Source organism: Cellvibrio sp. KY-GH-1, assembly GCF_008806975.1.
Lineage (GTDB): Bacteria > Pseudomonadota > Gammaproteobacteria > Pseudomonadales > Cellvibrionaceae > Cellvibrio.
Genome location: NZ_CP031728.1, coordinates 2,100,465 through 2,119,827, shown reverse-complemented (window position 1 = coordinate 2,119,827; position 19,363 = coordinate 2,100,465). Strand labels below are relative to the sequence as shown.

The following is a 19,363-nucleotide window of genomic DNA, read 5'->3' as shown; positions in this document are numbered from 1 at the left end:
ATAATTAATTAAAAATTTTGCCGTATTCTGCGTCTTTAAATCCGACATGCTTTTGTTTGCCGGTATCGAGAAGCGGGCGTTTAATCAAGGTTGGATTGGCTGCAATAATCGGAATTGCGCTAGTTGCATCGAAATTGTTTTTGCTGGATTCATCCAGCTCTTTCCAGGTGGTGCTGCGTTTGTTAACCAACGTATCCAAACCCAGCTCGCTAATCCAACTGCTCACCTGTGCTTCACTTAAGCCGTCTGTACGAAAGTCGTGAAATTTATACGCGACCTTGTGCTGATCCAACCAATCGCGTGCTTTTTTTACTGTGTCACAATTTTTAATGCCGTATAAAGTAATCATTTAAATTCTCTTCAGAATTCCCCTTGATCCCCCTTTTTCAAAGGGGGAAGCTTGAGTTGACTTCGTTACCCAATTCGAAGTGCTGCCTCAATTCCTCCCTTTGAAAAAGGGAGGCTGGGAGGGATTATGGTTTCAATACAATTTTTGGCTTTTTTCGATTCGGATAACAGGTTCTGCAAATATCGCACACAGTGCCGTCACAACCGCGCGCCGAACAATATTCTCGCCCGTAATAAATAATCTGTAAGTGCAGCGCATTCCAACTGGATTCCGGGAATAATCTTTTTAAGTCTTTTTCAGTTTGCACTACGTTTTTACCATCGGTTAAGCCCCAGCGCTGCGCCAGCCGATGTATATGGGTATCCACCGGAAATGCCGGATGCCCAAAACCCTGACTCATGACCACGCTTGCTGTTTTGTGGCCCACGCCGGGAAGTCGTTCCAGGGCATCCCAATCGTCCGGCACTTCTCCATTGTGCTCATCCACCAGCATTTGTGACAACACTGAGATGGCTTTGGATTTTTGCGGTGATAACCCGCAAGGGCGAATAATTTCCTGAATTTTTTCGACCGGCACTTTAGCCATGTCAAAAGGATTATCCGCCAATGCAAAAAGAGTTGGAGTTACTGTGTTGACGCGCTCGTCTGTACACTGTGCCGACAGTAATACAGCAATAAGTAAGGTATAAGTGTCTTTATGGAGCAACGGAATAGGGGGTTGCGGGTAAAGATCCTGCAATCGTTGCAGGATAAATACGACGCGCTCCGCTTTGGTTAAATTTTTTGCCGCATTCATAACTTATAGCGATTGCACAAATTGCTTAATGCGTTGGGCCGCCTCTACGCATTCTGCCAAGGGGGCAACCAGCGCCATACGCACATAGTCTTCGCCGGGGTTAATGCCATTTGCTTCGCGTGCTAAATAGCTGCCGGGGAGTACGGTCACTTTTTGTTGGGCAAATAATTGTTGCGCAAATATTTCGCCTTTAATTGGGGTTTTTGGCCAGAGGTAAAAGCTGGCGTCGGGTTTGGTAACAGGTAGTGCGCCTGACAGCACATCAAGCACTGCATCAAATTTTTGGCGATAAGCCGAGCGATTTGCAATTACATGGTGTTCATCTTCCCAAGCGGCGACGCTGGCAAGTTGTGTGGGTACCGGCATTGCACAACCGTGATAAGTGCGATAGAGCAGGAATTTTTCCAGAATTTTTGCATCGCCGCCTACAAAGCCGGAGCGCAAACCAGGCAGGTTTGAACGTTTGGACAAGCTATGAAAAACCACGCAGCGCGCAAAGTCGTCGCGCCCTAATTCCGCGCAAGCTTGCAATAAACCGGCGGGTGGATTGCTCTCATCAAAATACAATTCGGAGTAGCATTCATCGGAGGCGATAACGAAATCGTATTGATCAGCCAACGCAATCAATTCTTTTAATTGTGCGGTGCTCATTACGGCTCCGGTGGGATTGCCTGGTGAGCAAATAAACAGCAGTTGGCAGCGCTTCCATACCTCTACAGGTACCGCCGCAAAATCGGGAATAAAGTTATTTTCCAGAGTGCAATTTAAAAAGTAAGGTTGTGCTCCTGAGAGCAGTGCTGCACCTTCATAAATTTGATAAAACGGGTTGGGCGATACAATCAATGCATCCGGTTTGCTGCGGTCGATAATTGCTTGTGCAAACGCAAACAAGGCTTCGCGCGTGCCGTTAACTGGCAGCACATGGTTATCGGCAGTAAAGGTTCCTGCATTTAACTGAAAGCGTTTGCTGGCCCAGGTTGCAATTGCTTCACGCAATTCCGGCAAGCCTTTGGTGGTTGGGTAGTTGGATAATTTCGATAAATTACACACTAGTGTTTCCAGCACAAATGCCGGTGGCTCGTGCTTCGGTTCGCCAATAGAAAGCATAATGTCTTTCAGGTGCGCAGGTGCACTAACAGCCGCTTTCAGTGCAGCAAGTTTTTCAAACGGGTAGGGATGTAATAGGTTTAAATCCGGGTTCATGATTGCCATCTAATTCTTGAAGATCTGATTCAATTAAAGTTTGTCGACGCGCTTATCCAATTGTTCGCGTATTTCTTGCTGCAATTTTTCACACACAGAGGCATCACTTAAAGGTTTGCCGTCACTGTCTACAATAAAAAACATATCTTCAACGCGCTCGCCGAGCGTGGCGATTTTGGCGTTCAACAGTTGAATGTCGAAATCCATAAATATGCGCCCGATGCAAGCAAGCAGGCCGGGGCGATCCGGACTAATGACTTCCAGTACGCTGCAGTTGCGAATGGTGTCGGTGTTGAGTGAGGTGCGTGTGGGTGATGCAAAATATTTCAAACGGCGCGGTGTGCGACGGCCGATAACATCGCGATAGTTGTCGACGAGACTCAGCTCCTCAAGTAACGCTTTCTGAATTTGTTTTAGCAAGGTGGCGTTGTTACCTAAGGGTTTGCCGTCTTCATTTAATACAAAGAAGGTGTCTATGGTGTAACCGGACTTGGAGCTGTAAATCTTGGCGTCCTGGATGCTGAGGTTTAATTGGCTTAATGCGGTAGCTGCAGCCACAAACACATTTTTCTGGTTTTTGCTGTAGACGAAAATTTGTGTTGCACCGGCTAATTCTTTGCTTGTGGTTTTTTTGATAAGAATTAATGGTTTGTCGTCTGTGCGTGCTGCAATGGCTTCCGTGTGCCAGGTGATATCGGCAACGTTTTCGCGCAGGAAATAGTCGTCACCCATGTCACCCCAGAGTGCGAGCACTTGCTCCTTACTTAACCCTTTGCGCGCGAGTTTGCGGATGGCCGCTTGCTGGGTTTCTTCAATTAAATCATGTTTGTCGACGTTGTTTTCCAGGCCGCGACGCAGTGCGCGACGTGTATCCAGATACAGTTGACGCAACAAGCTGGCGCGCCAGGTGTTCCATAATTCCTTATTGGTGCCGTTAATATCCGCAACTGTTAAACAATACAAATAATCCAGGTGCAATTGGTCGCCAACGGTCAGTGCAAATTTATGAATAACTTCCGGGTCTGAAATGTCTTGCTTTTGCGATACCTGTGACATTAACAAATGTTTTTCTACCAGCCAGCAGATTAAACGTGTTTCGCGTGGTGAAATGCCGTGGCGTGTGCAAAACTCTTCGGCGTCCACGGCGCCCAGGGTAGAGTGATCGCCACCGCGTCCCTTGCCAATGTCGTGATACAGACCGGAAATGTAAAGCAGCTCCAGTTTAGGTAAGCGCGTCATAATATGTGCCGCTACCGGAAAATCTTCTTTGGCCGAGGGCAGCAAAAAGTTACACATGTTCTGCACCACTTTGAGCGTGTGTGCATCCACGGTGTAGATGTGAAATAAATCGTGCTGCATCTGGCCGGTAACCAGGCCAAATTCCGGTAGGTACAAGCCGAGAATACCGTAGCGCGACATGCGCTTTAATTGTTCTACCAATCCAGCGGGTTGCTGCAGAAGTTTGATAAAGAGCTGGGTGTTTTTTGGATTGGTGCGAAAGTTATCATCGATAAGATGGCGGCTTTCGCGAATCCAGCGGATGGTGGACGCGCGTACACCAACAATTTGTGGGTTTTGCGCCATCAGCACAAACATTTCCAATAGTGCTGAAGGGTTTTCTTCAAAGACGTAGGTGTGCGTGGCTTCAATGAAATTGTCACGCAGTTGGAAGCGCTCGTTTATTGAAACCACACTTTTGGTTTTGCCTTTCTGCAAAATGGCTTCCGACAAAAACTGCAGAACTACATCATTTAATTCGCGCAGTGCCAGCACAGTGCGGTAGTATCGGTGCATGAATTGTTCGACAGCCAAACCTTCGTGGCTGTCTGAGTAACCAAAGAGTTTGGCAATTTCACGTTGGTAATCAAATAACAGCCTTTCTTCGGCGCGCTTGGCAACCATATGCAAGGCATAGCGCACGCGCCATAAGTACTCTTCGCCGGAATTGAGCAAGGAAAACTCTTCGTCGGTAAAAAAACCTTTACCCTCCAGCTGCTTTAACGTGCGTACACCAAAATAGCGTTTGGTTACCCAGCTGATGGTTTGAATATCGCGCAAACCACCGGGTGCATTTTTGATATTGGGTTCGAGATTGTATTCGGTGTCGTTATATTTTTTATGGCGCTCTTGCTGTTCCTGATATTTTGCGCGGAAAAATTCTTCAGCGGACCAAATTTTGTCGGGCCCGGAGGCTTGTAACAACTCCACACGCAACGAAGTGTCGCCAACCAGAGTGCGCGATTCCAAGATATTGGTGGCGACAGTAATATCGGTGCGTGCAATCTCGATGGTCTGTTTGATGGTGCGAACACTGCTACCAATTTCCAAACCTATATCCCACAAGAGCGTCAGGAACTTTTCGATGTTTTCTTTGCAGTGATCGAATACCTTTGGGTGATGCAGGATTAACAAATCTATATCGGAGCCAGGGTGTAATTCGCCGCGTCCGTACCCACCGACAGCTTCCAGGCTAATTCCCGTTGGCCAGGAAAATTGATGCCACGCATAATGCAGCACGCAGTCGATAAACAGCGCGCGTTCATACACCAGTGCGCGAATATCTTCACCTTCCAGGAAGCGGCGATTGGCTTGGGTGCTCGCTGCGTTAATTGCATCTTTAAATACGGTAATGATCGGCTTTTCAGCGAGTGCGCGGCGGAAACGACTTTGATCAAAGAAAAATAATGGCCGTTCAAAATAGGGCACTGCAGACATCGACATGGGTTTACCGGATTCCTGAGGCTGTTGTGGTGGGGGTATAACGGGGGTCGCGCGCTTGCCCAGCACGCGCGAAACCCAATCGTTAATTGCCATTAATTGAACGCTTCGCCAGCGCGCGCGGTGAAGACTTCTACACCGTCTTTGGTGACAATCATGGTGTGCTCCCACTGTGCGGAGAGTCGACCATCTTTGGTTTCTACGGTCCAGCCATCACTTTTTAATTTAGTGTGCGGTTTGCCGGCGTTAATCATTGGCTCAATGGTAAAGCACATGCCTTCCTTTAATTCCATGCCGGTGCCTGGGCGGCCGTAATGCAAAATTTGTGGGTCTTCATGGAACACCTTGCCAATGCCGTGTCCGCAATATTCACGCACCACTGAATAGTAATTAGCTTCAGCGTATTCCTGAATTACGTGACCAATATCACCCAGACGACAACCGGGTTTAACCAATTGAATTGCCTTATACATGCATTCCTGGGTTACTTTTACCAAGCGCTCGGCATGCGGTGCCGGGGTGCCAACGAAATACATGGCACTCGTGTCGCCGTGGTAGCCCTCATAAATCACGGTGACATCGATGTTGATAATGTCGCCCGATTTGAGCACTTTTTTATCGGACGGAATGCCGTGACAGACAACCTGGTTAACTGAGGTACAAATTGATTTTGGGAAACCGCGATAACCGAGGCACGCGGGAATCGCTTTTTGTACATTCACAATGTGATCGTGACAGATTTTGTCCAGCTCAGCGGTAGTAACGCCGGGTTGTACGTATTGGCCAATCATTTCCAGCACTTCGGCAGCCATGCGGCCAGCGATGCGCATTTTTTCGATTTCTTCCGGGGTTTTGATAGTAACTGACATGAATTCAGGCAATCTCGATAGTGATTGAAAATATGCCGCATTCTAAACGATTCCAACCCGCTTTGCCCAAGATCAATCCTCTATTGAGGTAATAGAGCGAGTTGGAAATGCATTGAACTGGGATTGGAAGAGGTGAGGGATGGGGGGAGGGCTTACTCCCCCCGGATTAGAGACAGGTGTTTATTCAGGCAGAGCGACGGCGCAAACTGGTAAGCGCATGGATTACCCCGCGCAATTCCGCCAGGCCTTTCATGCGGCCCGCATAGGAATAGCCGGGGTTGATGCCGGTTTTGCCAATCTCATCGCCCATTAAGTGGCCGTGATCCGGGCGCATGGCGATGGGCGGTAAGGCTACACCGGTTTTTTTGCGGCGATCTTCTTCATCTAGCAGGGCTTCAATCAGGCCGACCATGTCGTTGTCGCCATCCAGGTGATCGGATTCAAAGAAGGAGCCATCTTCCTCGCGCTTGATATTGCGCAGATGAACGAAATAAATGCGTTCGCCAAATTCGCGCGCCATGGCAACGAGGTCATTATCGCAGCGGGCACCGTAAGAGCCGGCGCATAGTGTCAGGCCATTAGATGGGCTGGGTACCGCATTGAGCAGTGCCCGGGCATCGTCAGCAGTGGAAACTACGCGCGGCAATCCAAAGAGTGAAAAGGGCGGGTCATCCGGATGGATGGCCATGCGTACGCCGGCTTCTTCCGCCACCGGGATCACTTCGCGTAAGAAGGCAAAAAGATTGGCGCGCATGCCTTCGTCGCCCATTTTGATAAACAGGTCGATCGCAGCGCGAATACCGTCGCGATCATAGGAGCCTTCGCCACCGGGTAATCCGGCAATTATGTTTTTTTCCAGCAGGGCTTTTTCTTCACTGCTCATGGCGTCGAGGCGTGCTTTGGCTTTGGCGAGTACGTCAGGGCGATAGGATTGCTCGGCCCCAGGGCGTTGCAGGATGTAAACATCATATGCGGCAAAGTCGCTCATCTCAAAACGCAGCGCGCGGGCGTTGTTGGGTAGTGTGTAGTTGAGGTTGGTGCGGGTCCAATCCACCACTGGCATGAAGTTGTAGCAGACATCTCTAACACCCGCAGCGCCCACATTGCGCAATGACTCTTTGTAGTTGTCGATGTATTGCTGGAAATTGCCGGTGCGGGTTTTGATATCGTTATGAAGCGGGATGCTTTCGATGACCGCCCACTCAAGCCCATGATCTTCAATGAGTTTTTTGCGCTCCAGAATATCGCTCATGGGCCAGGCCGCACCGGTCGGAATATGGTGTAGGGAAGTAACTATGCCGGTAGCACCAGCTTGGGCAATGTTCTGCAGGCTGACAGTATCTTTGGGGCCAAACCAGCGCCAAGTTTCTTTCATGATGAGGTCTCGGGGTTTCTTGTGAGTTGATTTAACTAGTGTACAAGTTGATTCGGGCGCGGCCTAGAGGGATATGCAGTTCCTTACATTAGCGTGAATGCTGTAGCCACAAGGGATTTAGGTTTATCTGGTGGTTTTTTTGTGGTATAAAGCGCGCCTCTTTTTTCGGGTTAGGGCTAAATCCCACCGGAAGCAAGAGAAAATCCTTTGTTTAACAAACGTCACACATACATCGACACGCAAAACCTGGGTGCCTAATGTTTGACTCTACCTAGGTAGAGTAACTGCAAACATGCTGGTTGGTGAGCGGGGTGTATGGAGGCCTAACCCAGTAGGAATACTAAAATGCCACAAGTAAGCATGCGCGACATGTTGTCTGCCGGTGTCCACTTCGGTCACCAAACCCGTTACTGGAACCCAAAGATGGGTAAATACATCTTCGGTGCGCGTAACAAGATTCATATCATCAACCTGGAGCACACCGTTCCAGCGTTCAATGAAGCTCTGGCGTTGATCACTCAACTGGCTTCACAAAAGAAAAAAATCCTGTTTGTTGGTACCAAGCGCGCTGCGCAAAAGACCATCAAAGAGCAAGCTGAACGCGCTGGTCAACCATACGTTAGCCATCGTTGGTTGGGCGGTATGCTCACCAATTACAAAACCATCCGTGCTTCTATTCGTCGTCTGTCTGACCTGACTACTCAAAGCCAGGACGGTACCTTCACCAAGCTGACCAAAAAAGAAGCTTTGATGCGTACTCGCGATATGGAGAAATTGGAGCGTTCTATCGGTGGTATCAAAAACATCGCTGGTTTGCCTGACGCGATGTTCGTAATCGACGTTGATCACGAGCGTATTGCGATTCAGGAAGCTAACAAGTTGGGTATCCCTGTTATCGGTATCGTTGATACCAACAGCAACCCTGAAGGTGTTGACTACGTAATTCCTGGTAACGACGACGCCATCCGCGCGATCAAGTTGTATGTATCTGCAATTGCTGATGCGTGCCTGGAAGGTTCCAAGTCTGCTTCATCTGTACCAAACAAAGATGAATACGTTGCTGCTGAAGGTTCTGCTGAGTAATTTTAGCGACCGCAGTAATTAAACGACAATATAGCCCTGCTAGCGTTGCGCGCAGGGTTGTCGGAAGAGGGGGCTTGGCCCCCTTTTTTAACTTGAATTCGAACACTTTTATTTGAGGAATTAACCATGAGCGCTGTTACTCCTGCACTGGTAAAAGAACTGCGTGACCGCACTGGCCTTGGCATGATGGAATGCAAAAAAGCGCTGGGCGAAGCCAATGGCGATATCGAACTGGCGATTGAAAACCTGCGTAAAGTTTCTGGCTTGAAAGCGGCCAAAAAAGAAGGTCGTACTGCTGCTGACGGCGTTGTTGCTGTTAAAGTTGCTCCGGATAACAGCTACGGTGTGGCTATCGAAGTTAACTCTGAAACTGACTTCGTTGCGCGCGATGCAGGCTTCCTGGCGTTCGTAAACAGCGTATTGGAAAAAGCATTCACTACCAAGCAAACCGACGTTGCTGCTCTGATGGCGGGCGACCTGGAAAATGCACGTGAAGCACTGGTACAAAAAATCGGTGAAAAAATCAGCGTGCGTCGCATTAACCTCGTTGAGGGTGGCGTAGTTGGTGGTTATTTGCACTTGAACAATCGCATCGCGGTATTGGTGCAGTTGGAAGGTGGCAGCGAAGAAATTGCTAAAGACGTTGCTATGCACGTTGCTGCAGTTAATCCAACCGTGGTTAGCTCTGACCAAATGCCAGCTGACGTAGTAGAGAAAGAAAAAGAAATCATCCGCGCTCAACCAGACATGGCTGGCAAACCAGCTGAAATCGTTGAGAAGATGATTGTTGGTCGTATCAGCAAGTTCCTGAAAGAAGCTAGCCTGGTTGATCAGCCTTTCGTTAAGAACCCGGAGCAAACTGTTGCTCAATTCGCCAAAGTTGGCGGTGCAACTGTGAAGAGCTTTGTGCGTTTGGAAGTAGGTGAAGGTATCGAAGTTGCTGTTGTAGACTTCGCTGCTGAAGTTGCTGCACAAGTGGCCGCTGCTAAAGCCTAATTGGTCTGTATAAACAAAAGGCCCGTGCGGTATCACCGTACGGGCCTTTTGTTTTTATAAGTGTTCTTCTGCGTAAACGCAGCAATTCCTTCCTTGTTCTTTCGCTTTATAGAGCGCGTTATCAGCTCGTTTGAAGCAACTGGCGAAATCTTCTCCCTCATTCCGTTCGCAGACGCCAAAGCTGGTGCTAACTAAAAGCGGCTTTTCCAATTTGCAAGGTGTGGTGAAAATTGCTTCTCGAATCATTTCGGCCATAGCCATTGCTGTTTTTTTGCTGGCCCCGGGCATAATGATTACAAACTCCTCGCCACCCCAGCGGCCCACAAAGTCACCAGCGCGCAAATGTGTTTGAATGATTTTTGCAATGTGTTGCAAAACCAAATCGCCAGTGTCGTGGCCGCGCTGATCATTGATGCGTTTAAAGTGGTCTATATCGGCAACCATTAGCGAGTAGTTAGGTGTGTCCGGGGTCTGCAAGTGACCAGTTCCTGAGAGGCTTGCAATAATTTGGTCTATACCAAAGCGATTGTATAGTTGAGTTAGCGGGTCAACGGTAGATAGACGGCGAAACTTGTTGGTTTCTTCCTTTAACTGCTCGTTGGTATTACTAAGCTGGTTTATCACTTGGGTGTCGTGTTTCGTTTGAGCATTCAACTCAAAAAGCCGCTTTATGGCGTAAATAAAGATACTGCTCATCCACAAAATTAAAATACCCAAATACCAGTGCTCGGGTGCTATCCATTCTCCCACCAGTTCTATTTTCTTTAGCTCAAAGCTGTGTATGCCTGGCTGAATGGGTTCTCCAAAGTCAATATTCAGGGACATTGCATTCGACATTTCAGGCCCGGAACGGGCTAAGGGAATGTTGAATTGGCTAAGCCACCAATCGGCAACTGCAAATGATGCGAGGGGCAAGTGTTGCTCTTTGTTGAGTTCTCCGGCGTGAATCTGGACCGCATTGAATTTGGTGCTATTGCCATCGGCAGAATTCGAGTAATCGTCGTTGTAGTTACGTATTGCGATACGCACCTTATTGGAGCTGCCACGGTAATCCAGGTGAAGGTTAATATGGCTGTAGTTGGAGAGATCGGTACCGACGACAGAGTTTTTGGATAGATCGACCGTAAATGAGCAGGGAAAGTAGTACTCAGTGTTGTCTGCCGGTTTTGTGCATTTCCAGGCGGTATGTTGCTCGTTTGTCCATTCCGACGAGGGGTTGCCGTCGGCAAGTGTCTTCGTTAGTAAGTACAGGCGAGCGCTCGCGTCTGGCAGCAGTAAAAGGCGTTTTGGCGGTATTAGATGAATGCTAATCACGAGCATTAAGGTGACGAAAATTGATGCGATCAGCACTGAGTTAAAGCTTTTATCATTCATTGGTCGGTCTACTGCTTGTTATAGATTGCGTATAAGTATTGTTCAGCATATGGGGAAATCAATTTTTTTGCCCTGATCTTATGGTAGTTATGACAATTATATTGTTGTTTAATCGGGATCGTTTTGACCTACGAGTGAAAAACCGCGGCGCCGGGCATAACTGGGGAGTTGTTTTTCTGTTACACTGCACCGATTTTTTTTGGCCCCCGGTTGAGGTGGTCATTTGTGGCTAACTCATTGTTTTGGAGAGCATTTATGTCCAGCCCCAGAGATAAGAAGTACAAGCGTATTCTGTTGAAATTGAGTGGCGAGGAATTGATGGGAACCGAGGGATTCGGTATAGACCCTAAAGTACTCGACAAAATGGCTCTGGAAATTGGTCAGTTGGTCGGTATTGGTGTTCAGGTTGGCTTGGTTATTGGTGGTGGCAACCTGTTTCGTGGTGCTGCCCTAAGTGCAGCCGGTCTTGATCGTGTAACTGGCGATCACATGGGGATGTTGGCCACGGTAATGAATGCCCTGGCAATGCGCGATGCATTGGAGCGCTCCAACATCTCCTCCCGTGTTATGTCAGCTATTCCAATGAGCGGTGTGGTTGAGCACTATGACCGCCGCCGTGCTATCCGTTTCCTGAATTCCGGTGAGGTCGTGATCTTTTCGGCGGGAACGGGCAATCCATTTTTTACTACTGACTCAGCAGCCTGTTTGCGTGGCATCGAAGTGGAAGCGGATATTGTACTAAAGGCCACCAAAGTTGATGGTGTTTATACGGCGGATCCTAAAAAAGATCCTACGGCGACGAAATATGATCGTCTTTCTTACGACGAAGTTCTCGACAAAAAGCTGGGTGTAATGGATTTAACGGCAATTTGCTTGTGTCGTGAGCACGATATGCCGGTGCGCGTTTTCCGTATGAATAAAACCGGTGCGTTATTGAATATTGTTGTGGGTAGTAACGAAGGTACTTTGATTGAAGAGGATAAATCATGATTAATGACATCAAAAAAGATGCTGAAGCGCGTATGAAAAAAGCGATTGAAGCGCTGGGTAATAATTTCAATAAAATTCGTACTGGTCGTGCTCACCCAAGTTTGTTGGATGGTATCACTGTCGATTATTACGGTACGCAAACTCCTTTGAGTCAGGTTGCGAATATCAATATTGAAGATGCGCGCACCCTGTCGTTAAGCCCTTGGGAACGCAATCTGGTTCCGGCAATTGAAAAAGCCATTATGAAATCAGATTTGGGTTTAAACCCTTCTACCAACAACGGTTTGATTCGTATTCCATTGCCGATGTTGACCGAAGAAACCCGTAAGAACTTTATCAAACAAGCTCGCGCTGAAGCAGAGAATGGTCGTGTAGCCGTTCGCAATGTGCGTCGCGATGTGCTCGGTGATGTGAAGGCGTTGCTGAAAGATAAGGCGATTGGAGAGGATGACGATCGTCGCGCGCAGGATGACATTCAAAAGATTACCGATAAATATATTGCTGAAGTAGATAAGGCGTTGGCTGCGAAAGAAGCAGATTTGATGGCTATTTAATCTGCTTTTGTATCCGCTCCGAAATTTGCGGGGCGGATATCCTGTACTTACCACTACAAAAAAATGTAAAAAAGGCAGGCAGTTGCTTGTTTGCATCAATATAAGCCTGTCGATGGGAGAAACGCGTGACTGACAATAATCTTCGCCATGTGGCGATCATTATGGATGGCAATAATCGCTGGGCAAAACAGCGTGGTATGGCAGGGGTGTCTGGTCATAAAGTGGGTGTTGAGCGCATTCGCGATGTGATGGCTGCATGTCAGGAGTTAGACATTGAAGTATTAACTGTGTTTGCATTTAGCAGTGAAAATTGGCGGCGCCCTCCAATCGAAGTCGAAGCCCTTATGTCACTGTTTCTGTTGTATCTCAAAAACGAAGCCAAGGCATTGAAGAAGAAAAATGTTGCTTTGCGCGTGATTGGTAATCGTGAGCGCTTTAGCGCATCCATTCAAAAAGCAATTGCTGAAGCTGAGGCAATCACTGCGGGTGGAAAAACTACGCTGGCAATTGCTGCGGATTATGGCGGGCGCTGGGATATTGCCCAGGCGGCACAAAAAATGACGCAACAAGTGCTGAACGGAAATTTAGCGGTTGCTGATATCAACGAAGATACTCTTCATCAACACACTTGCCTGGCGGATCTCCCTCCTTTGGACTTGCTAATTCGCACGGGTGGTGAAGTGCGCATTAGTAATTTTTTATTGTGGCAATGCGCCTATGCTGAGCTTTTTTTCAGCGACAAACTCTGGCCTGATTTTGATGGCGAGGAATTGAAGAGAGCGGCGAGTAGTTTTCATGAGCGTCAGCGCCGTTTTGGTATGACCGGGGATCAAATCGAAGCGGGTGCAATTAATGCTTAAGCAACGTGTAATTACGGCGCTGTTTCTGGCGGTTATTTTTCTCGCAGCATTGTTTGGTTTGCCTGCCGGGTACTTTTCATTCTTTATTGGCGCTGTAGTGCTGATAGGTAGTTGGGAGTGGGCTGGCTTATCGGGCTTTACCGCGGTTTGGCAGCGTACGTTTTATACCCTCGTTAACTTGGTATTGATGATTTGCGCTTCAGTGTATTTGGGGTTTGAGGGTGAGGCGACCCCCCGGTTAAATGAAGAAGCAATTCGCGATTTGCTGATTGTGGGTTGTGGTTGGTGGGCCTTGGCCTTATTGCTTGTGCAGGGTTACCCGACCAGCAGTTTGCTTTGGGGGCATCAGGGTCTGCGCTTATTGATGGGATTGGTCGTGTTAATTCCGACCTGGGTGGCATTGGTGTATGTTCGCCAGCAAGTGAATGGCGCCTGGTTGGTGTTGTTGCTGATCCTTATAGTCGCAATTGCTGACAGCGGTGGTTATTTTGCTGGCCGTCGCTTTGGTCGCCATAAGTTGGCTCCCGCCGTTAGCCCGGGTAAGACCTGGGAGGGATTTGCTGGCGGTTTTTTTGCAAATTGCCTATTGGCGTTAGGGTTAAGTCACGCGTTGGACATGAGTTTCCTGATTATGTTGGCGATTGTTGTTCCCACCAGTTTGATTTCTGTGTTAGGTGATTTACTTGAAAGCATGGTCAAGCGTCATGCGGGTGTGAAAGATAGTGGGAGTATATTGCCGGGTCATGGTGGGATTCTTGACCGTGTCGACGGTATTACTGCGGGGGCGCCAATATTTGCGATGGCGTTGCTGGCTACAGGTGCATTTAGTTCGGCGGTGGGTGCGTAACAATGTCGGCAACGGTTCAATCGATTACGGTGCTGGGAGCGAGTGGGTCTATAGGTGTTAGCACGCTGGATGTTATTGCGCGTCATCCTGATCGTTATAAAGTATTTGCGTTAACGGCAGATCGTCGTTGGCAGGTTTTGGCTACGCAATGTTTGGCATACCGACCGCGTTATGCGGTAATGAAAGATCCTGTCTCCGCGAGCGCGCTGGAGATGGAACTGCGTCGTCAGGGTTGCACAACTGAAGTGTTGCAAGGTGATGATGCTTTAGCTCAGGTAGCGTCTGATCCTGAGGTTGATACCGTGATGGCTGCCATCGTAGGCGCTGCTGGGTTATTGCCGACACTGGCGGCGGTCAGGGCTGGCAAAAAAGTTCTGTTGGCAAATAAAGAAGCGTTGGTAATGGCGGGTGGTTTATTTACTCGAGTTGTTGCTGAAAGTGGTGCTCTGCTCCTGCCGATAGATAGTGAGCACAACGCGATCTTCCAATGTTTACCCAATCATCGTGCGGATTACCTGCAGCAGGGTTTGAAATCCAGCGGTGTGCGCAAAATTCTTTTAACCGCCTCTGGTGGCCCTTTCCGCAATACGCCTCTTAGCGATTTACCAAAGGTTACTCCCGAGCAAGCCTGTGCTCATCCCAACTGGAGTATGGGGCAAAAAATTTCTGTGGACTCAGCCACTATGCTCAACAAAGGCTTGGAATTAATTGAGGCGTGCTGGTTGTTCAATGCGCGTCCGCAACAGGTTCAAGTGGTTGTGCATCCGCAAAGTGTCATCCACTCAATGGTGGAATATATTGATGGTTCAGTTTTGGCGCAATTAGGGAACCCCGATATGCGCACGCCCATCGCACACGCTTTGGCTTGGCCGGAGCGGATAGAGTCAGGCGTAGCAAGTTTGGATTTAATTGCTACGGCCCGTTTGGATTTTAGTTCGCCAGATTATATGCGTTTTCCATGCCTGCGTTTGGCCCAGCAGGCCGCAGAAACGGCTGGCACGGCACCTGCGATTCTTAATGCCGCGAATGAAGTGGCGGTCGCCTCATTTTTACAGCGGCGAATTCGTTTTGATCAGATTGCTGTTGTTATCGAACAGGTATTATCACGTATCGTATCTGTTGAACCTCATGATCTTGGGCATGTACAAGCGGCTGATGCTGAGGCGAGAGCGTTGGCGCAGCAATTGATTGCGCAATGGTAAGTTCCTCTCGAGGTTAGTTGTATGCAGACTGTTCTATCTTTCCTGGTTGCGCTTCTTATTCTCGTATCTATTCACGAGTTCGGGCATTTTTATGTGGCTCGTCGTTGTGGGGTAAAGGTCCATCGCTTTTCCATTGGTTTTGGAAAGGTCCTATGGTCATGGCGGGACCGTCAGGGAACCGAATATGCCTTGGCAGCCTTACCATTGGGTGGCTATGTAAAAATGCTGGATGAGCGAGAGGGAGTTGTAGCGACGGAAGAGCGCCATATGGCTTTCAATAACAAATCGGTCTGGCAGCGAATAGCGATTGTCGCGGCGGGGCCAATTGCAAACTTCATATTAGCGATCCTGCTGTTTTGGGGGTTGATGCTGCAAGGTGAGCGCGGCATGGTTCCTGTAATCGACAGTATTGCTCCTAACTCTATTGCGGCCCAGGCTGGGCTCGAGAAGGGACAGGAGATTCTTGCGGTCGATGGTATCCCAACACCAACCTGGCAGGCTCTTAATCGGGCGTTGCTGAATCGCTTGGGTGAAAGTGGTCCGATCAGTTTTAAGGTGGCCTACTCGGAAGACTCTCATTTTCAGTATGAATCTGAGGCTCAATTGCATGATTGGTTGCGCGATGCGGCAGATCCGGATCCGGTTGCCGGTTTGGGGATTAGTCTTCAATTTCCTCAAATCCCTCCCGTGGTAGGTGAGGTTCTTTCTGCTAGTCCAGCGGAGAGAGCTGGTTTAAAGACAGGAGACGTACTGCGTAGAGTTGATGATGTCGTAATAAATGATTGGCGCTTGTGGGTGGATTATGTCCGTGAACGCCCGGGTGCTGCATTGAGTGTAACCTTTGAGCGTGCTGGACAGCTGCATCAATTAACCTTAATTCCCGATGCCGTAACCGAAAATGGTAAGGTTCAGGGTAGGGTTGGAGTTGGGGTTCAACCCTACAATATTCCCGAAAAATTGATTCGTGCTTATGACTATTCTGTCGTCGGTGCTTTTGTTGCCGGGGTCAATAAAACCTGGGAAACCTCGGGTTTTGTTCTTTTATCAGTCAAAAAATTGATTCTTGGCGAAATTTCCACGAAAAACTTGAGTGGACCGATAACCATTGCTAAGGTGGCGGGCTCTTCGGCCGAGAGCGGTCTGGTGAGCTTTATTGGTTTTGTCGCGCTGCTGAGTGTCTTTTTGGCAGTTTTTAACCTGTTGCCTATCCCTGTACTGGATGGTGGCCACTTATTTTATTACTTCATTGAAGTAATTAAGGGGAAACCGGTGTCCGACAAAGTGCAGATGCTGGGGTACCAGGCAGGGCTCTTTTTGGTGATTAGCTTGAGCCTGTTGGCACTCTATAACGACATTATGCGGCTGTAACTGTTTTTGGCTGCAACCAACATTCATTAATGATTAGAACAGATTCTATGAAGCAAGTTTTGATGCAATTTTTTAGCGGTTTGCTGGTACTTTTCTTTGCCGTAACGGTGCACGCACAAACGTTTCGAGTGAGTGACATTCGAGTTGAAGGCCTACAGCGTGTGTCAGCAGGAACAGTATTTAGTGCCCTGCCAATACGTGTGGGCGACACCTTGACCCAGGCAGATATCCAGAGTGCTACGAGAGAGCTGTTTAAAGTAGGTTACTTTTCCGATGTTGCCATTAAGCGCGATGGTGATGTGTTGGTATTGGTGATTAAAGAGCGCCCAGCCATTAACAAAATCGAGTTGAAGGGTAACAAGGCCATCAAAACCGAAAACCTCATGGATAGTTTGAAAGAGAACAATCTCTCTGAAGGTCAGATTTTTCAGCGCGCCACCCTGGAAGGTATTACTCAAGCATTGCAACGCGAATATGTAAATCAGGGGCGTTATGGTGCCAGTGTAAAAATTGAAATTGAAGATATGCCGCGCAACCAGGTTAAGGTGTTGGTGAAAATTGACGAAGGCAGTCCTTCGCGCATCAAAATGATCAATATTGTGGGTAATACAAAGTATACCGAAGAAGAGTTGATTGAACTGTTCGAATTAAAAACCACTGGCATGTGGTCCTGGATTACCGGGAACGATAAATATAATAAGGAAAAAATGAAAGGCGACCTTGAGCGTCTTGAATCCTGGTACATGGATCGCGGCTATCTGAATTTTAAAATTGATTCATCGCAAATTTCTTTAAGCCCGGATAAGTCAAAAATTTTTATCACTGTAAATATCACGGAGGGAGATATTTATAACGTCAGCAGCGTTGAGCTCGCGGGTGATCCGGCTATTGATGAGCAAATTATTCGCAGTATGATTTTGATGCGGTCTGGCCAAATCTTTTCTCAAATTTTAATGACTACCTCCGAAGAGTATGTGACCAAGCGTTTGGGTAACGAGGGTTATACATTTGCCAAAGTGGAAGGTATGCCAGAGCGTAATGATGCCGATAAAACGGTAAAAATTACGTTTTTTATTGAGCCTGGCAAACGTGCTTATGTGAATCGTGTAAATTTCCGCGGAAATACTAAAACCGTTGATGAAGTGTTGCGTCGTGAAATGCGTCAAATGGAAGGTGGTTCAGCCAACTCTGCGCAAATCGAAAACTCCAAAGTTCGTTTAGAGCGTTTGGGCTTCTTTAAAGAAGTTAAAGTTGAGAACAAAGAGGTGCCAGGTACATCTGATCAAATCGATGTTGAATATACCGTGGAGGAGCAGCCATCGGGTAGCATGGGGTTGCAGGTGGGTTACGCCCAATATTCAGGTCTATTGTTTTCTGCAAGTATCCAGCAAAACAACTGGTTCGGAACCGGTAAGCAAGTAGGCTTCAGTTTTAGCCATAACCGCTATCAAACAGCCTATAACTTTAATTACAACGATCCATATTTTACCCCAGATGGCGTGAGCCGCGGCGTTAATCTCTATTACACAAAAAGTGATTACGGTTCTTACAACATTACACCCTATAGCACGAACGTATACGGTGGTAAGTTGAACTTTGGTTATCCGGTGTCTGATATTGAACGCCTTGGTTTCGATATAGGTTTACGCAGCTTGGAGGTAACTCCTACTTCATATTCATCTCAGGAAATTATTCGCTCTCCTATATGGAATAATGAAATTGGTTATATCACTCAGGGGGAAAACTATGATTTGACGCAGCGTGCGTACAATGGTTTTGACTTCCCGGCAGGCAGTTACGAAACCAAACCAATTACCGAATCCATGCTTGGCCCTAAAGGATTTTTGGATATTTATGGCGATACGTTTAACGATGCGCAGGCCAGCGTTTATTGGTTGAGATCTACATTAAATCGCGGAGTTTTGGCAAACCGCGGTGCTCAGCAACAAATTTCATTTGAGATTTCATTGCCTGGTGGTGATCTGGAATACTATAAGCTTAATTACAATGGGCAGGTGTTTGTCCCGTTAACCAACGCATTGACCTTAAGATTGCATACCCGACTGGGGTACGCGGAGTCTTATGGTGGCTTGGATGAATTGCCGTTCTTTGAAAATTATTATGCTGGTGGTTTTGGCTCGGTCCGTGGGTTCGAACGCAACACCTTGGGGCCGCGCAGCACCTATATTAGATCGGCGGTTACCAGCCCAACAATTTGGGATGATTTGAATGGTGATGGTATTCCTGATGCTGGTGAGACTGGAGGAACTGCGTATGTTCTGTGTGAAGATCCTGATTCACCAGGGGATGCGGGCAATATAGATTGTGTTCCTGGAGAGCTCATTACTAACGCGAACAACAATAACTATGTTGGTCGCAATCGCGGGGCGTTTGGTGGCAATGTGTTAATTCAAGGTGGGGCGGAGGTACTCTTCCCATTGCCGTTCATTAAGGATCAACGTTCAATACAAACTACATTCTTCCTGGATGCGGGGAATGTATTTGATACGAATTGTGGAAAAACTCAATTGAATTGCTACGATGTTGACGTCGATCACATCAATGCATCCGTGGGCTTGGGCTTAACCTGGATTTCTGGTTTCGGACCAATGACATTTAGCATTGCCGAACCAATTAGGGAAAATGAGTACGATCGTACGGAAGTGTTCCAGTTCTCCTTGGGGCAAACTTTCTAAAAATAAATTTTTTATCGATTATCAAAGAGGAAAAGATTGTGACTGTTGCACAAAAATTATTTGCTGTAGTTGCCTTATCGCTG

Annotated in this window: 16 protein-coding genes; 9 read left to right on the top strand and 7 right to left on the bottom strand. The window is 47.7% G+C overall.

The window, feature by feature from the left end; genetic code table 11:
* Positions 1-4 precede the first annotated feature (4 nt).
* The 6 genes from D0C16_RS09165 to uxuA all read right to left on the bottom strand — a co-directional run bounded on the left by D0C16_RS09165 (position 5) and on the right by uxuA (position 7,310).
* Positions 5-349, bottom strand: a complete 345-nt coding sequence (locus D0C16_RS09165; RefSeq protein WP_151032034.1) for an ArsC family reductase — start codon at positions 347-349, stop codon at positions 5-7.
* Positions 350-473: 124 nt separating this feature from the next.
* The gene (nth, locus tag D0C16_RS09160; RefSeq protein ID WP_151032033.1) at positions 474-1,145 is read right to left on the bottom strand and encodes an endonuclease III; all 672 of its coding nucleotides are present in this window, start codon (positions 1,143-1,145) and stop codon (positions 474-476) included.
* A 3-nt stretch (positions 1,146-1,148) separates the two neighbouring features.
* On the bottom strand, positions 1,149-2,348 hold the full coding sequence (gene dapC, locus D0C16_RS09155) for a succinyldiaminopimelate transaminase (protein WP_151034863.1): 1,200 nt from the start codon (positions 2,346-2,348) through the stop codon (positions 1,149-1,151).
* 33 nt (positions 2,349-2,381) lie between these two features.
* Positions 2,382-5,069 (bottom strand): [protein-PII] uridylyltransferase, encoded by a 2,688-nt coding sequence (locus D0C16_RS09150; RefSeq protein WP_151034862.1) that lies wholly within the window; start codon positions 5,067-5,069, stop codon positions 2,382-2,384.
* Positions 5,070-5,161: 92 nt separating this feature from the next.
* Positions 5,162-5,935: a type I methionyl aminopeptidase gene (gene map / locus D0C16_RS09145; protein WP_151032032.1), complete on the bottom strand. Its 774-nt coding sequence runs from the start codon at positions 5,933-5,935 to the stop codon at positions 5,162-5,164.
* Positions 5,936-6,119: 184 nt separating this feature from the next.
* Positions 6,120-7,310: a mannonate dehydratase gene (gene uxuA / locus D0C16_RS09140; RefSeq protein WP_151032031.1), complete on the bottom strand. Its 1,191-nt coding sequence runs from the start codon at positions 7,308-7,310 to the stop codon at positions 6,120-6,122.
* Between the two features lie 345 nt (positions 7,311-7,655).
* Between uxuA and rpsB the strand changes: the two genes are divergently transcribed.
* The gene (gene rpsB / locus D0C16_RS09135; RefSeq protein ID WP_151032030.1) at positions 7,656-8,393 is read left to right on the top strand and encodes a 30S ribosomal protein S2; all 738 of its coding nucleotides are present in this window, start codon (positions 7,656-7,658) and stop codon (positions 8,391-8,393) included.
* A 126-nt stretch (positions 8,394-8,519) separates the two neighbouring features.
* Complete coding sequence (tsf, locus tag D0C16_RS09130) at positions 8,520-9,389, top strand: translation elongation factor Ts (RefSeq protein WP_151032029.1); 870 nt, start codon at positions 8,520-8,522, stop codon at positions 9,387-9,389.
* 54 nt (positions 9,390-9,443) lie between these two features.
* Here tsf and D0C16_RS09125 read toward each other — a convergent pair whose 3' ends face one another.
* The gene (locus D0C16_RS09125) at positions 9,444-10,763 is read right to left on the bottom strand and encodes a GGDEF domain-containing protein (RefSeq protein WP_151032028.1); all 1,320 of its coding nucleotides are present in this window, start codon (positions 10,761-10,763) and stop codon (positions 9,444-9,446) included.
* Positions 10,764-11,018: 255 nt separating this feature from the next.
* Between D0C16_RS09125 and pyrH the strand changes: the two genes are divergently transcribed.
* From pyrH to bamA, 7 genes are all read left to right on the top strand, one after another.
* Entirely contained in the window at positions 11,019-11,753 is a 735-nt protein-coding gene (gene pyrH / locus D0C16_RS09120) for a UMP kinase (RefSeq protein ID WP_049629253.1), read from the top strand.
* A complete protein-coding gene (gene frr, locus D0C16_RS09115) occupies positions 11,750-12,307 on the top strand; it encodes a ribosome recycling factor (protein WP_151032027.1) in 558 nt (185 codons plus the stop codon). The genes pyrH and frr overlap by 4 nt, the downstream gene beginning before the upstream one ends.
* A 161-nt stretch (positions 12,308-12,468) precedes the next feature.
* Complete coding sequence (gene uppS / locus D0C16_RS09110; protein WP_255482102.1) at positions 12,469-13,167, top strand: polyprenyl diphosphate synthase; 699 nt, start codon at positions 12,469-12,471, stop codon at positions 13,165-13,167.
* Positions 13,160-14,014: a phosphatidate cytidylyltransferase gene (locus tag D0C16_RS09105; protein ID WP_151032025.1), complete on the top strand. Its 855-nt coding sequence runs from the start codon at positions 13,160-13,162 to the stop codon at positions 14,012-14,014. The genes uppS and D0C16_RS09105 overlap by 8 nt, the downstream gene beginning before the upstream one ends.
* 2 nt (positions 14,015-14,016) lie before the next feature.
* Positions 14,017-15,216, top strand: coding sequence for a 1-deoxy-D-xylulose-5-phosphate reductoisomerase (gene ispC / locus D0C16_RS09100; RefSeq protein ID WP_151032024.1), 1,200 nt, complete (start codon positions 14,017-14,019; stop codon positions 15,214-15,216).
* A 21-nt stretch (positions 15,217-15,237) separates the two neighbouring features.
* Entirely contained in the window at positions 15,238-16,584 is a 1,347-nt protein-coding gene (rseP, locus tag D0C16_RS09095) for a sigma E protease regulator RseP (protein ID WP_151032023.1), read from the top strand.
* Positions 16,585-16,631: 47 nt separating this feature from the next.
* Positions 16,632-19,280: an outer membrane protein assembly factor BamA gene (gene bamA, locus D0C16_RS09090; RefSeq protein WP_151032022.1), complete on the top strand. Its 2,649-nt coding sequence runs from the start codon at positions 16,632-16,634 to the stop codon at positions 19,278-19,280.
* Positions 19,281-19,363: the final 83 nt, after the last annotated feature.